The sequence below is a fragment of the Spirochaeta dissipatitropha genome, from assembly GCF_054657935.1.
Genome location: NZ_BAAHXT010000001.1, coordinates 304225 through 319706 on the forward strand (window position 1 = coordinate 304225; position 15482 = coordinate 319706).

Genomic DNA, 15482 nt, shown 5'->3' on the forward strand with positions numbered 1-15482 from the left:
ATCCGATTAATATGTGATTGATCAGTATCCGTCCGAAATGGAACGGTTGTGATCCTTCTTGCAGAGCTCGCTGTAGACAAAGCCCCGGTTTTTCAGCTTGTCCTTGACTTCCTGGGGGAATGGGGTGTAGCGCCACAGTATACTGCGCACATCCCGTTCCAGCTTCTGGGTGCCTTCACTTTCCTTTGTTATCCACAGTATATAGTCCTGAATAAACTGCTGCCGTACATCGCCTTTCATTTTAGCATCGGTAAACCACTGGTAGTACCAGCCAGTCAGGCCTTCTTCCATCCAGTAGTGAGCCGCCTTTTCCTTGGCTACCTGCCAGCGCAGATCGCCGAGCGCTGCGATAACCGCCAATTTGGGGTCTTTCGGATACATCGGAATCGCTAGTCTTCCCCGGCTGGTAGCACGGTTAAAACGATCGAAGGGCTCCCAGCATATTCCCATCTCACCATAACAGGGGATCAGAACTATGTTCGGAACTATTCTATTGGTTTGCTGCTTGAATGTTCGCAGGAATATGCCTGGATCGAGATACTCCACATCCGCGAGTATGTTGATGGTTGTCTCGCGGGTACACATGTCATAGATCGATCCCCGGAAATAGGGTTTGTACAGCAGCGGGAAATGATTTCCCTGTCTGCCGACGCAGAGCTTGGCCATTTGACGGATGGTTCCCATCTCGCTTACAGCCAGGCTGTCATCCATACTGGATTCCTGTTCATAATCAGCCATTGTTTCCGAGGCAAGCTTGTCTTTTTCCTCTTTATAGCGCTCAAGTTCGCGGAAAGCACGCTCAAGTTCACGGTTCAGGCGACTGATGTTCCGTATAGCAGAGAAGATCTCCGACATTGCGTTCTTCTGGCTGTCACCAAGTGGTATTTCCAGGTCCTGGCCGAGATCCGGCCGTCTTGAGCGTTGTTGCGCCATCTGGAGGTGCGCGGCAGCCGTCTTCAGCTGTTCGTTCAGCTCAGCATTTTTGCTGCGGATAAGGGAACATTGAGCCTCATACTGGCCCCTGCGCTTGAGAAGCATTTCTTCATTGCGTCTCTGTCCGCCCTTCGGTCCCTTGGTTTCGTCGGTCAGGGATGCGCGAACCTCACCGCTTCCGACAAAACGTACCCATTCATCGACGTAGTAGACGGAAACATTCGTGGATTGTTTGAGGGGGATGGAGGATAGAGTCTGCCGCTGCTGCTTGTCTACCATGGTGGGGACAAGCAGTCCGAAGCGCAGTGCCAGGCGTTTTTCGGTTATCTCGCGAGTATTGGTTTTTGATGCAAGCTTGTTGGCAAGTTCCCAATATGCCGGGCCGAGGCGGCTGCGGCAGGTTGATCGCTCCTGTGAGTCACTGGCTTTGAGAAAAGCAGCGATCAGGCCATGTAGTTTTCTGGCGATCTCCCCCTCATCATTGAGTATAGCCTTGTAGTAATCGGCATTGGAGAAGCTGTTGTGGGGAGTATCGCTGGTAATTTTGGGTATTTTCTCGAAGCGCTCTTCTTCACCGCTTTCGGTTTCTTCCGATTCCAGGAATGAAGGTGCTTTAGCAGTCAGATCAGGATCATCAGCAAAAAGCTCGCTGAAATCAGGTACATCCTCGAGCCCGCCTGAATCAGCTGCCGCAAAACAAAACTGGAGTATAGAACTGTTCGGAAGAAGCTTATCTCTTTGCATAATGCTGTGCTTTTAAAAAGCGATGGAGGTGACGGGATTCGAACCCGTGACCCCGTGAATGCCATTCACGTACTCTAGCCAACTGAGCTACACCCCCCAATAGATGATTGGATAGTACGGAAATCAGGATTGAATGTCAACTCTGATGTTGAATAAATTGCTGATTCTACCAGGGAGAGTCGGCAGCCTGTAGGGGGCTGCCGGCGCGCTCCCACGCGGCCTGTAACCGTTGATGGTCACCAATCAGTTTAAAGCTTGATTGTGAATATCAGCCGGCTGCTCGCATGTGCTGTCTGAGCTGGTGGGCTGGCAGCGGAACTGGTATGAGGTAGCCTGTTCGCAGGCAGGATTTGAAGAGGTCCTTGCTTATGTATTCCCGGGAATCGCTCTCGCCGTATTGGGTGGTGCTGTGCATGTGAACGGTGTATCCGTCGCTTTCTTCGTTCAGGATCTCGAGATAGGTGTCGATTCCGCTCATGCCTTTTATCTTGAATATTGTCATGTCGGTGGTCTCCTTCTATTTATTTTCGGCAGTTCTTTGAAGGAGATAAGCGATATCGTTATAGTAGGTGTATGCGAATAAATTCCATCGCGGCGGCCCGTATTGCCGGGTGCCTGCCGGATTCAAGTCATGTTTTTGTGTTTCCTTCCGAAATTATTGCGGCGCAGTGGCGGATGTACAGTTTGCGTGAGCTTTGCGGGGGGCGGGCTGTGGATGCCCGGCGCTGGATTTCCTGGGATGAGTGCAAGCAGTTTATTCTCCGGCCCCTTGTGCCGGGAGGTGAGGATCTGGTGCCGGCCAACGGGGCGGTGCGGGTTTTGTGTGCCGATGCCTTGCTGCAGCGGCAGCTGTTGAAGCGGCTGGTGCCTGAGAATGCCTCGGCCGGGAGTTTTCGGCGCTTTCTGGCGCGTGTGTTGCCGGTTTCGCTCAGGATGCGGGATTCAGCTGTGCTGGATGAGGCTGTGGGAATTGAGACGGCACAGGATATTCGATGTCTGGCGGATGAGTATGAGGCCTTTCTGGCGCGCTTCGGTATGTATGAGCCCTCGGCGGTGTCGGGGAGCATAGACAGCGCCGGCGCGGTGTATCATGTGTTTTCGCCGGAGCTGCTGGAGGATTTGCCGGAACTGCTGCCGGAGTTGAGGAAGCATGGCGATGTGCATCTCGAGTTCGGGAGGGGGGGCGCAGACGGGGCGGCTGGTGTGGCCGGTGTAGGCGGCCAGACTGCTGCGACCGGGCCAACAGGATCGGAAGGCGCGGCCGGAGCGATCGGCGCGATCGGATCGGAAAACCCGGATAGCCTGGCCAGTTTTGCTGACTCGCGGCATCAGCCGGTTCCGCTGGTCTGGTACCCCAACGTAAAGGCCGAAGTCAGGGCTCTCATGGACCGCGTTGAAGCGCTGCTTTCGCGTGGAGTTGCCTGGAGCGAGATTGTTGTTACTGCGGCTGATATGGATGCGGTTATGCCGTATATAGAACGCGAGGCTGCACTTCGCGGATTGCCGGTTTCCGGGCGTCAGGGGCTGCCGCTGGCAGAATCACCCGGTGCTGCATTGTTCTCCGGGCTGCAGGCTCTGGGAGGGGGCGCGATGGAGTATGCGGCAGTACGGGATCTGCTGCTGCATCGTAGGATTCCCTGGCGAAGACCGGATAACATGCGTGCCCTGGCAGCATTCGGGCGGCACTGGCGCTGTTGGGGGCGTTTCGGGAAAGATGATCTATGGGAGGATGCATTCCGCAGGGCAGGCAGCAGCATGCTCTCGAGGGAATTCGGGGAAGAAGGAAGCTTCTGGACTTCCTACCCCGAGGCCGATGGACTGGATGATCTCAAGGATCTGTACCGTTCCCTGAAGAACCTTTCAATGAAAATGTCTTCTGCAAAGTCCTTTTCAGAACTGAGACAGGTGTTTTTCCGCTGGTATTCTCTGCATGTGGATGCAGAAGCCTGGGACGAGGCTGGTGAACGCGAGTTTCAGTCCTGTCTTTCGGTGCTCGGAGACCTGATCCGCATGGAGGAGCGGCTTGCTGTGGCAGTGTCGGCACCCTTCCAGATTTTTATGGAGATGCTGGGAGAAAAGCTGTATCTGCAGGCAGGGGGTCGGGGGGTGGCCGTGTATCCCTACCGGGTGGCAGCTGGTGGATATGCGCCGTACCATTTCGTGGTGAATCTGCACCAGGACGCCTCGGAGGTACTCAGCGGAGGGCTTAACTTTTTGCGTGATGATCAGCAGGAGAAACTCGGGATCGAAGTCCGGGATATGAGTGCTGATTTCCTTGCTGCATATATGAGCGGCGGCAGCGAGGTCTGTTTCAGTGGGAATGCCGGAATCCGGGGACTGGTACATGCGGTTCCATCTTATTATCTGGATAATTCTGATTTTCTCATCGATGGATTCGCTGATGGCTCGGCAGATGATCCGGGCTGTGAAGTACGCGAGCAGCTCTGGTGGGCAGGTAAGCTCGATGATCCAGATTTGTATCTCCGGCAGTTCAGGGGTTTACAGAGTTTTCTGCTGACCGGGGGACAGGAACAAGGTTTTGACTGCAGCAGGGAGGCATTTTCGGCTGCAGCCGATGCTGATTTTGCAGTAGAGGCAGCGGCAAGGCTTGCTGACCTCCTGAAGACTCGTTATCAACATGAAGGACTCTGGGCGCTATCTGCGTCTGCCCTGAAATCTGTGGGGTCCAATCCGGCCAGTCTGTTGCTCAGACTGCTCGGGATCGAGCATAACGAGGAGTGGGAGCCGGGCTGGTTTTTACCCCTGGATACCGGGAATCTGTATCATACAGCGCTGGAATGGATTTTTTCGCCCGAGGCTGAATCCAGCTTTCTGTTGGATCCTCTTCTGCTCGAATCTCAGCTGAATGAGCTTTCTGATTTACTGGGCAGGAAATTTATTCCCTGGCGCAGCCGGCTGACCCTGCTGGAGCAGGGCTTTGAGTTGGCGACACTCAGGCAGACCCTGCAGGAGTTGATTCCGGAGCTTGACCCATCCCTGGATCAGGCAAAGGTTGCTGGTGTTGAGGTTCCGCTTCTGCAGCTTGATACCGAGTTCAATATCTACTGGAAGGGTAGGATCGATCGCCTGGATAGAGTTCCTGCCGACGGGCGGGTATTGATCTATGACTACAAACGCAGCGGTATTCCTGCGGGTAAGCAGCTGCGACCGCTGCAGATCGATGCCAGTGATCCCTTCCCGATGATCGCTGAGCCGCAGATGGCTGTGTACCTGCGCTGTGCCAGTCTGATGGGGGAGGATGTGGCTGCAGCCCGCTTTGTATCAATCCTGAAAAATGCCGGGAAGATTTCCGAGAAGCTTCGGGATGTTGTTCTCCAGGAGGATATGCAGAGGCCGGGCAAAAAACCGAGAAAACAAAAAGATGACCCCTATGCCGAGGAAGGTTGGCCTGCTCTGTTTGCTGCCTTGCAGCTTCAGACAAGGGATTTTACCGAACGCCTGACGGCGCTGGATTTTTCACTTGTGGACAGCAGCGGCAAGCAGCTGAGGAGCCGCTTTCTTCAGAGTTCGGACTACAGGCAGATTCTCCGTCATCGCTATCGGGTACGTTAAAAGGAATTACTTGAATGAATATACATCCAAAACAGAAAGAAGCTATAGAAAGCAACTGCACCACGGTGGTCTCGGCTGGAGCAGGTTCGGGAAAGACCATGGTCCTGACTGCGCGCTATGTACGATTGATCAGGGAGGGAAGGGGGAGCGTCGAGTCTATTCTGACGCTTACCTTTACCCGGAAAGCCGCTGCCGAAATGAGGGAGCGCATTCAGGCCAGACTGGCTGCAGAGGCGGCAGACCCTTCCTGCAGCGTGGATGAGCGTCAGCGTTTGAGGGCTGCTGTCCGTGGTTTTCCCCGTGCCCGGATTACCACACTCGATTCATTCTGTAATACCGTACTGCGTGAAGCTGCCAGGAATTACGGGATCAGTCCGGAGTTTACGACAGATGAACAGCGGGTGAAGGAGCTGCTGCGGGCGGAGTGTCTGCAGTTTATTGCTGCACACCGCGAGCATCCGGCAATGGAGGCCTGGCTGCGGGATCATGGAGTGGAGGCCGTGCTCGAAAAAGGGCTGATGCGTCTGGCAGCTGAGGATTTTTCCATTGCTGCGCCGCGTGACTGGGCGGCTTATGCTGATCAGGTCGAGTATGCCACTGTTAATCTGTTCTCGAATCTGGCTGATGAGGTTCTCGATACCTGCGATGAGATTGCAGGATTTATGAGCGAAGGCAACAAGTTTATCGAACAGATACGCGAAATGGCCCGGAACTATTGCAGCATGCAGCAGGAAATGTCGATTGATGAGCTGCTGCTGCAGGCGTCCAGGGATGCTGTGTCTGTTAAAAAGCCCGGGGGGAGAACGAAGGCTGAGCTGGTCGACAGAATGGCGGTTTGCAAGAATTTTGTGGATGTATTGAAGGGCCAGGTTCCCGCCGCTGCTGCGAGCAAGGCAGCACTGCCACTGTTCCGTGGAATGTCCGAGCTTTGTGCGGAACTGCAGGAGCGTATCATTGAACGCAAGCGAAGCAGCGGACTGCTGGGTTTCAGCGATGTTGCGCAGCTTGCCCTGGATGCCCTGCTGAGCCTGCCTGATCTTCGGGTATATCATGCCAATCAGCTTACTCATATTATGATTGACGAATTCCAGGACAATAATCAGCTGCAGCAGGATCTGCTTTTTGCTCTGGCTCTGAAGGATCCCCTGGATTCAAGGGTTCTGGAACAGGCACCGGGAATCGAAGAAATAGCGCGTGATAAGCTCTTTTTCGTCGGCGATGAAAAACAGTCGATATTCCGCTTTCGCGGGGCAGATGTCTCGATTTTCCGTACGCTGGCTGACCAGGCAGGAGATTTCGGCGGGAAGCTTATTAACCTGGATGTGAACTACCGGAGCGAGCCTGATCTGATCCGCATGTTCAACGACCTGTTCCCTGGTGTGTTCGGGGCAGCTGCTGAAGCCTATGAAGCCCGCTTTGAGGAGCTTGAGCCGCGTGAAGCCAGTCCAGGGGTAAGGCCACTGGCAGAGTTCTGGCTCTTCGATGATGAGCCTGCTGAAAAGGGCGAGCTGACTGATGATGAGGAGCTGAGTGCTGCAGAGTGTGAGGCGGAATTCTGTGCTCGCCGGTTGGTGGAAATGGTAGAGGGCGGGGAATTGACTGTACCAGATGCACAAGGTCCGCGGAAACTCGAGTACCGGGACTGCGCCCTGCTTTTCCGGAGCGGCGGATCTGTCATGCATTTTGAGGAAGCCCTCAGGCGGCACGGAATTCCGTATAATTCAATGATCATGCGAAGTCTTTTTCTCGAAGCACCGGCCAATGATATGTATGCAGCCCTGCAGACGCTTGTGTATCCGGAGGACAGATCCGCCTATGCAGCGCTGCTTCGATCCCCCTTTGTGAATCTTGATGACCGGACACTGATTCTGCTGTTGACCGATTCCAGCCTGCCCCTGTTTCCGGATGATGATCAGCTGCTGCCCCTGTCATTGCCCGACAGCGAGTTGATAAAGCTTCGTAGAGGGCGTGAGATGTATAGCTATCTGCAGGAATCCTGCGACCGCCTGACTCCGGTTGAACTGCTGGATTACCTCTGGTATGACTGCGGCTATCGCTATCTTCTGCTTCAAGATCCCTCTCAGCATGCCTATCTTGAGCATTTCGAGTACCTACGGGAATGGTTCTCCCGGCCCGGAATGCGTCTTGTACAGCTGCTGCAGGAATTGCGTGTGAGGCTTGGCGAAAATGAGCAGTACGAAGGAGATGATATAGTCCGGGAACAGCAGGATGCTGTTTCGATTCTTACGGTACACAGTTCCAAGGGGCTGGGTTTTCCATTGGTGATTATCTGCCGCAGCGGCCAACGGCCACGGGCCTCACACGGGGGTCCGCTGGGCTATATACAGGGTAAGCCGGTATTTCTCTTCTCGAACCCGGATAGCTCGCAGAGGAGTACCAGGAACTTCCTGGTACAACAGGTTGAAGACTATGAGAAACTGAATGAAGAAGCGGAGCTCAAGCGTTTGCTGTATGTAGCCCTGACCAGGGTAAAACAGCATCTCGTGGTCTCCGGCATAACACCGCCCCCAAAAACAGCACCAAAAGAAGGGGCAACCGCAACCACCTTTTCTGCTCTTGTGCAGCAATCACTGGAGCTGTCTTTTGATGATTCCACTGAGATACAGTGTGGTTCGGTTCCGGTTAAAACACGGATTATCGAGCGTTACAGCAGGGATAATGTGCGACGCAGACGGCATCCGGTCGATCCGCAGTCAGCAGCGGCGGTTCTGAGTGCTTGTGTCCGCAAGGCGATTCCCGAGGAACCTGGAATCATGAGTGTCAGTGCCCTGGCTGCGCTTCTGCATGAATCCGGGGAAATACGCGTGGAGAATATGCGGGGTGAGATTCTGTTTGATTCCAGTGACCCGGATTCCGATGATTCGACATCTATGACTGAATTACGGGAACTCCCGGTAGATACTCTGCTCAGGGAGCATGGGCTTGAGGACCGTTTCGGGAGTCTCTGTCACTACATTCTCGAGCAGCGCCTGATCCGTCCTGATACTCCGCCAGTCAGACTCGAGATAGCCGGGCAGGCATCCAGCCGTTTCCAGAGCCGACTCAGCGACGAAGACTGGGAGCAGATGTGGTCTGCTGCCTGGGCCCTATCTGACAGGTGGTTTGGGAGCCGGAGGGCTCTGGATCTCGGGCTCAATCCGGGCAGCGGTTTCAACCGTGGTCAGTATCGTGCGGATGGTTATCCCGTGATAATGGCAGAGCGGAGCTTCCTGATAGGGCTACGCGTCAGAATGGCCCGGCCCGGGCCTGCCGCTCGGACCGTACCTGCTGACGGTGACGCTGCTGCTGCCGGCATGAAAGCTGGTGAGCATGTGCAGGAACGGGATCTGATAGTCAGAGGGATCATTGATGTCAGTGTGGAATATCCTGACCGGGCCCTGGTGCTGGACTACAAGACTGACAGCTTCTGGATTCCCCGGCAGCATGCCCTGCAGCTTGCCATCTACCGTGAAGCTCTCAGGGATATCAGCGGCCTGGAGACTGAGGCTGAGCTGATAGCCTTGCGGGCCTTGTAATGTAATCAGCAATATAAGTAATTAGTGAGGGACCGGATAATAATCATTCGACTATTATCCGGTCGGTAGTGTGCGGGTTCAGCCCGGAACTATGTGGTTGAGATTATGATTGTCTGAATACTGCGTGGGGGACAGACAAGGGCTTGCTCGGTCCCTAAGCGAATACTGTAATTTATTTCGTCCTCGGTTCGGTTGTAGAAGACCAGTGCTATTTCACCGTTCGGGTTGCGGAAGGCTGTTGCCTCAATATAGGTACCTCGTGTGCCGTCAACTGTTGAGGGTACCATGCCGCTGTTCAGCTTGCAGCCTATTCGTACAGCTCCGGGTTTCACGAAGCGGCTGAAGTGTCCCAGGTAGTAATAGGAAGACTGTAGATGGTATTTGTCAGCCTCGGTGTCCACCAGAACCGGGGCATCACAAAAATTGCTTACATGATTTGGGCCACCCTGCAGATCCAGGGCGATGTTCCAGTCGATCCATCCGTTACAGCCGTGGTTCAGGTCGTTAATTATGTTATGCGCATAGCGTTCTCCGACAAACCACGCACCGAGACGCGGTCCACCCTCAATGCATCCCTCGGTAAAAAGCAATGCTTTTTCCGGAAAGGCTTCTCTTACCTTATCGAGATGATTGTACTGATCTCCCGAATACCAGTGGAAGGCGGCTCCTGTTATTATTTCTCTGGCTCCGGGAATCTGCATGCTTGCATGAATTCTGTCCCAGAGCAGGTCCCTGTTGTGGTCCCAGATGTATATCTCTGTATCTTCAAATCCATGCTTTTTCAGTGCTGGATGTAGATGTGTAACTGCAAATTCAGCCTCTTCCTCGGCTGTCCACTCACAGGAGTCCCAGGTCTGGACCGCGGCGGGCTCATTCTGAATACTCATACTCCAGATATCGATATTACGATCCTTTAGATGTTTCAGGTACAATGCGACATAGCTGGCCCAAAGGGGGTAGTATTCTGGTTTCAGCTTCCCGCCGTTGTTCATTTTGTTGTTGGTCTTCATCCAGGCCGGAGGGCTCCACGGGGTGATCATGATTTTGAGATCGCCGTCTGCAGCAGCAATTGAATCCTGAATCAGTGGGGTCAGATATTTGTCGGCCCGTTTCAGGTCGAAACTTTCCAGGCTTTCATCGCCGGTATCGACACAGTCCCAATTTTCCAGTGAGAAGTCGCAGCTGTTCAAATGAGTTCTCGCCAGGGTGTATGCGTTTCCTTGCCCTTCTGGCTTGAAGTATGCATTGAGCACCTCTGTACGGTTTTTCTGGCTCAGTTTGTTGAGGACAAACGCACTTGCTTCTGTCAGCGCTCCACCAAATCCTGTGATCTTCTGGAACTCCTGGGCTGGATCCAGTTCTACCTGAATAGAACCGAATACATTACTGTTACCTATTTTCTCTGCGGGATTAACGTCGCAGAGACGGCTGTTATTGTCCTTCGCCGTTTCGATTATTCTGGTAATTTTCATATAAACTCCTGATGTTTTCGTTAACATGTTGCATGCCAAGGAAATTATATATCGAGTCTATATATCATGCAAGGCATAGAACAGACATGAGAATAGTATTGTATGAATGAATATCTTGAAATCCTGGATTATAGTGGAAAAAATTATCATTTTTGCAGCAATATCTTGGGAAATATTGGAAAACCAGTGGGAAATAACTATACCCGAGGGGTTTAAAACCAGATATATCAGATATTAGCATGGAATATAGCTATTACCTTTTGGTCTTTGAATACTTCCAGGCTGATATACTTCAGGCCATTTTCTCCACCAAAACCAACAATTGTCAGAAAAATAATTCGCTGAAATGAAAAATAATGTTTGCGGAAACATTAGATCTATCATATAATGATCAACAGAAACATTCAGTCCATGAGGGAGATAGTGTGAAGGAATTAATGATGCTTCCGGCATTCAATAACTTGTTTCCTTTATCAGAACTTCTTACAGGCGGAATGCCTTGGGCAGGAATAGTTGGTGTATGAAATACCGGATGTTATTCGGTTGGAATTTTTTTAAGGAGGGCTGCATGCGTACAAGAATTATGCAAGTTGTTCTGGTTGTGTTTATGTTAAGCGGAGCTATGCTCTTTGCTGGAGGGCAGGGAGAAGGCGCAGGTCGGACTGAAGTCCGTTGGTTTGTAGGCTTGGGGGCTGGTTCAGATGAGCCGACATTCCTGCCACAGAGAGCCGTTGTTGATCGATTTAATGAGTCACAGGATGAAATCAGACTGGTGCTGGAGATAGTAGATAACAGTGCCGCATTCAATACGCTCGCGACTCAGATTTCAGGTGGTAACGCACCCGATATTGTCGGACCGGTAGGTATTAGAGGTCGTGATAGTTTTCGTGGTGCCTGGAGAGATCTCAGTGATCTGGTTGAAAGCCAGAATTATGACTTGACCCAATTCGATGAATCGATGGTTGAGTTCTATCGGGATCCTACCGAGGGCCTGGTAGGTCTGCCGTTTGCCATTTATCCATCCTACCTGTATGTGAATGAAGAGCTGTTTGCTGAAGCAGGTATCCCACTTCCACCTCAGGAATACGGTATGCCCTACGTCGACTGGGACGGCAATGAGCGTGAATGGAATCTGGACACTGTAAGGGAAATCGGTTTGATTCTCACTGTTGATGCCAATGGTTATGATGCAACGGATTCACGTTTTGATCCAGGCAGCATAACCCAATGGGGATTTGGTTCCCAGTGGTCAGATGCGCGGGCATGGGCGACTATGTTCGGAGCCGGCAACTTTGTAGATCTTGAAGGAAATGCTGTCATTCCCGAGCACTGGCTCGAAGGTTGGAAGTGGTTGTACCGCGGTATGTGGGAAGATCATTTTATTCCTAATGGCCCCTATGGTTCCAGCGATATAGTAGGGCAGGGAAACTGGTTCGCTTCAGGAAGAGTTGCGATGGTTCAGACCCATCTCTGGTATGCTGGTTTTGCAGAGATGAACTTTGACTGGGACATCTATCCAATGGCGTCCTACAATGGCGTAACAACAGCAAAAATGCATGCAGATACCTTCGTAATTACCCAGCAGTCAAAGAATCCGGAGGCCGCATTTACTGTATTAACATATCTTCTGGGCGATGCATCATCTGATCTTCTGAAGATTTATGGGGGAATGCCTGCCAGAACAGAATTGCAGGAAGATTTTCTGGAATCGTTCTTCAGTCAGCGTTATCCCAACCAGAATATTACAACCCGCATAGTATCAGAAAGTATTCCTTATGCTGATAACCCCAGCCATGAAGGTTGGATGCCTAGCTTTCAGGAGTCAAGTAACAGATATAACGAGTTCTGGGATCTATTGCAGAATGAGTCTGGTCTGGATGTAGCGGCTGAAGCAGAACGCCTGCGTCGGGATTTAGCACAGATTTTTGCAGCATATTCAAACTAATCTCTGATTACTTCAGTTGATCAGGTGAAAACCTGATCAACTGATTGAGTATTGATCGAGATGAGGAATAAAAATGACACTTAAAAATTTATCACAAAAAAGCTGGGAGAACTGGTGGGGTTTTTTCTTTATTGCCCCATGGCTTATTGGCTTTTTACTCTTGTATTTAATCCCGATGGCTGCGTCGTTCGGATTCTCATTCATGAGTTATAATCTGATTCAGCCGGAACAATCCCGATTTATCGGATTGACCAACTGGCGACGCGCCTTGACCCAGGATCCGCAGGTTCTGGCATCAGTTGGAAGAGTGCTTGTGTTCAGTATGATATCGCTGCCGATTACCTTTGGTGTTTCTCTCTCGGTAGCAATCCTTTTAAACAGTCGAATGCTTCTGGGTACCAAGCTGTTCCGGGTTCTGTTCTACATGCCCACTATGGTTCCGCTTGTAGCGACCGTTTTGATCTGGAATGGTGTGTTAAATGAACATACTGGTTGGATAAATCATATTATCCAGAATCTGACGGGTTATCAGGCTGTGGGGAGCGATGGCATTCGGTGGCTGGCAAACCCGAGTCTCATTTATTTTGCCTACACCTTCATCGGTTTGTGGGGTATCGGTAATTCGATGTTGATTTTCCTTGCTGGCCTTCAGGCTGTTCCAACCGAGTTGTACGATGCTGCAAGTATCGACGGCGCAGGATGGTTCGATAGAATGCGTACGATAACAGTGCCGATGATAACACCTGTGCTTTTCTACAATCTGACCATCGCTACTATTACCATAATGCAATATTTCCTTGTTCCTTTTGTAATTAACCAGGGAAGCGGCTTTCCAAATGGAATGACTAATTTTCCAATGATCTATTTCTACAGGCAGGCTTTTTCATACTTTAATATGGGTTATGGTGCAGTTATTGCCTGGATAATATTCGCCCTGGGAATGTTCTTTGCTGCGATACTTTTCGCATCGTCAAAAAAATGGGTCTACTATGCAGGAGGAAAGGAATGAGTTCTTTTAATGTGAAGCAGACAAATTATCCTTCAAAAAGCAGCCTCTACTCAAAAAAAAATAAGGAAGCTCTTCAGAAGGCATTACTGATCATTGTCACCGTTACTGTCCTGCTTGTTTTTCTTATGCCGCTCTTCTATGGGTTTTCAATGTCTCTGAAATCGAGAGCACAGATTGCGGCCTTGAATCCTTCACCTCTTCCTCGCTCGCCAATGATGTACGAGTATGCAGGCAGGTCCTATGAGGTTCTGCTGTTACCGATGGACGATGGTACGTTTGAGCCTCATGCGATTATTTCCAAAGGACGTTCGGAGTCTGAGTTCCTGGATTTTTCATCCGAGACGTACCAGATAAAAACCTGGGAGGGACAATGGAGACAGCTTGAACAGGTTTGGGAGCTGGATCCGCAGTGGGTAAATTTCCCGACAGCCTGGAAGGCTATCGATTTCCTGAAGCTGCTGCAGAATACCCTGTTTTATGCAATTGTAACTACCCTGGGTACCGTTATTTCATCTACGTTGGTCGCGTACGGCTTTTCACGGTTCAGTTTCAAATTCAAGAAACTATTGTTTTCTGTGTTGATCAGTACGATAATCCTTCCGGCAGCAGTCATGTTAATTCCTCAATATGTTATATTTTACCAACTCGGTTGGGTTGGTACCTGGCTGCCTCTGATAGTTCCGCATTTTTTTGCAAATGCCTATAATGTCTTCCTGTTACGTCAGTTTCTCAATGGAATTCCAAAGGAAATGGACGAGGCCGCCAGAATAGATGGGGCAGGTCCTGTTCAGACTCTTACCAGGGTTATTCTTCCACAGCTTGTGCCTGTAATGATAGCTGTAGGTCTGTTTCACTTCTTTTTTGCGTGGAATGATTTTTTTGGTCCTCTGATATATTTATCCGGAAAGCCTGACTTGCAGCCGATATCTGTTGGTCTGGCATCGTTCAATAATATGTACACTTCAGAGCGTCACTTGATTCAGGCGGCAAGTATAATCAGCACCGCGCTGCCGTTAACCGTGTTCTTCTTTGCCCAGAAGTTTTTCATGCAGGGTGTTGTTGTGACCGGTGTTGATAAGTAACCAAGGACAGTTAATTCTGTTCTTCTTCGATTATTAGAATATTCTGTTGGGCTCTTGCATCCTTGCGTCCTTATCCCCACTCTGCAAGAGCCCCTTTTTTTAATCTTCCTGTTTTTTCGGTGGGCCCAGTGTTGTGCCCTCGATCCATTTAACAGGCAGGATATGCTGCTGCTTGGTAGTATCTTTCGACTGGAGCTGCTCAATCAGTACTCTGGATGCAAGCTGTCCCATTTCCTGCAGTGGCTGTTCATTGGTTGTCAGATGCGGCAGGTTGAAAAAGCTCGACTTGAAAAAACCGTCAAATCCTACGAGCGAGATTTCATCGGGCACCGTAATACCGAGTGATAATAATTCAAGAAAGATCGCGATACAATCGGAGTCTGTCGCACAAAAGATTGCGGTTGGTAGGACACTGGAATTTTCTATAAATTCACGGATGATTTTCCTGTTTGAATCATAATCAAATGTTCCTCGGATAATCATCGGTTTGAAATCGTTGACTGCATAGGCTTCCTCAATAGCGCGTACATAGCCTGATTCCCGATCGGAAATATTGGCGTTATGGATGCTTTTATCAAGTCCAAAGAATGCAACTCTGACATGTCCCTGGTTGAGTATATTCCGGGTGGCCTGATAGGCAGCGTGGTAGTTATCGGTGTCTATCCAGGACAGTTGCTTGTGATCCGGACGATCCCCAATGACTACACAGGGAATGTTTTTTTCTTCGATCTCCTTAATTATTGCATCGGGGATTGTCTGCAAGCCAATATAGATCATGCCATCAATCTTTCGCTGCATGTAGGGACGTAGCAGATCGTTGGTAGCTGTTTCATTGTTGATCGGCGATAGAAGAATATCATAGGAATGGAGTCGACAGAATCGCTCGATTCCCTGAAGGATACCAAGCAGATAATTATTTTCAAGACCCTCGGAAAATCTGACAGGAGTCATGACTCCAATGGTTTGACAGAGTCCGCTGTTAAGAGCCTTGCCGGCAAAGCTAGGCACATATCCGGTAGCTTTAATTGCTTCTTCCACTAGTTTCTGTGTTTCCGGTTTCACATTGCCCATCTTGTTAATAACCCTGGACACGGTTATGAAAGATACTCCGGCTAATTCTGCAACGTCTTTTTGTGTGGCTGTTTTTTTCATCGCTGTATATACCCGCTTTTTTTGATTGTAATCCTG

Annotated in this window: 9 protein-coding genes and 1 tRNA gene; 5 read left to right on the plus strand and 5 right to left on the minus strand. The window is 50.6% G+C overall.

The window, feature by feature from the left end:
* Positions 1–21 precede the first annotated feature (21 nt).
* The 3 genes from ACYQ2L_RS01270 to ACYQ2L_RS01280 form a co-directional block, all read right to left on the minus strand.
* A complete protein-coding gene (locus tag ACYQ2L_RS01270; protein WP_460050211.1) occupies positions 22–1677 on the minus strand; it encodes a hypothetical protein in 1656 nt (551 codons plus the stop codon).
* A 23-nt stretch (positions 1678–1700) separates the two neighbouring features.
* Positions 1701–1774 (minus strand) — tRNA-Ala (locus tag ACYQ2L_RS01275).
* 171 nt (positions 1775–1945) lie between these two features.
* Positions 1946–2179 carry a hypothetical protein gene (locus ACYQ2L_RS01280; RefSeq protein ID WP_460050212.1) on the minus strand — a complete coding sequence of 78 codons (234 nt, stop codon included), beginning with the start codon at positions 2177–2179 and terminating at the stop codon, positions 1946–1948.
* 71 nt (positions 2180–2250) lie between these two features.
* Here ACYQ2L_RS01280 and ACYQ2L_RS01285 point away from each other — a divergent pair, with 71 nt between their 5' ends.
* Both ACYQ2L_RS01285 and ACYQ2L_RS01290 read left to right on the plus strand, forming a co-directional pair.
* Positions 2251–5250: a PD-(D/E)XK nuclease family protein gene (locus ACYQ2L_RS01285; RefSeq protein ID WP_460050214.1), complete on the plus strand. Its 3000-nt coding sequence runs from the start codon at positions 2251–2253 to the stop codon at positions 5248–5250.
* Between the two features lie 14 nt (positions 5251–5264).
* On the plus strand, positions 5265–8786 hold the full coding sequence (locus ACYQ2L_RS01290) for a UvrD-helicase domain-containing protein (RefSeq protein ID WP_460050216.1): 3522 nt from the start codon (positions 5265–5267) through the stop codon (positions 8784–8786).
* 89 nt (positions 8787–8875) lie between these two features.
* Here the strand turns inward: ACYQ2L_RS01290 and ACYQ2L_RS01295 are convergent, their stop codons facing one another.
* Positions 8876–10258 (minus strand): glycoside hydrolase family 30 protein, encoded by a 1383-nt coding sequence (locus tag ACYQ2L_RS01295; protein WP_460050218.1) that lies wholly within the window; start codon positions 10256–10258, stop codon positions 8876–8878.
* A 568-nt stretch (positions 10259–10826) separates the two neighbouring features.
* On the opposite strand from ACYQ2L_RS01295, the gene ACYQ2L_RS01300 reads away from it, so the two are divergent.
* The 3 genes from ACYQ2L_RS01300 (at position 10827) to ACYQ2L_RS01310 (ending at position 14294) form a co-directional block, all read left to right on the plus strand.
* Positions 10827–12203, plus strand: a complete 1377-nt coding sequence (locus ACYQ2L_RS01300; RefSeq protein WP_460050220.1) for an ABC transporter substrate-binding protein — start codon at positions 10827–10829, stop codon at positions 12201–12203.
* A gap of 73 nt (positions 12204–12276) precedes the next feature.
* Positions 12277–13212 (plus strand): carbohydrate ABC transporter permease, encoded by a 936-nt coding sequence (locus ACYQ2L_RS01305; protein WP_460050222.1) that lies wholly within the window; start codon positions 12277–12279, stop codon positions 13210–13212.
* A complete protein-coding gene (locus ACYQ2L_RS01310; RefSeq protein ID WP_460050224.1) occupies positions 13209–14294 on the plus strand; it encodes a carbohydrate ABC transporter permease in 1086 nt (361 codons plus the stop codon). The genes ACYQ2L_RS01305 and ACYQ2L_RS01310 overlap by 4 nt, the downstream gene beginning before the upstream one ends.
* Before the next feature lie 99 nt (positions 14295–14393).
* Here the strand turns inward: ACYQ2L_RS01310 and ACYQ2L_RS01315 are convergent, their stop codons facing one another.
* Positions 14394–15446, minus strand: coding sequence for a LacI family DNA-binding transcriptional regulator (locus ACYQ2L_RS01315; protein WP_460050226.1), 1053 nt, complete (start codon positions 15444–15446; stop codon positions 14394–14396).
* Between the last annotated feature and the right edge of the window lie 36 nt (positions 15447–15482).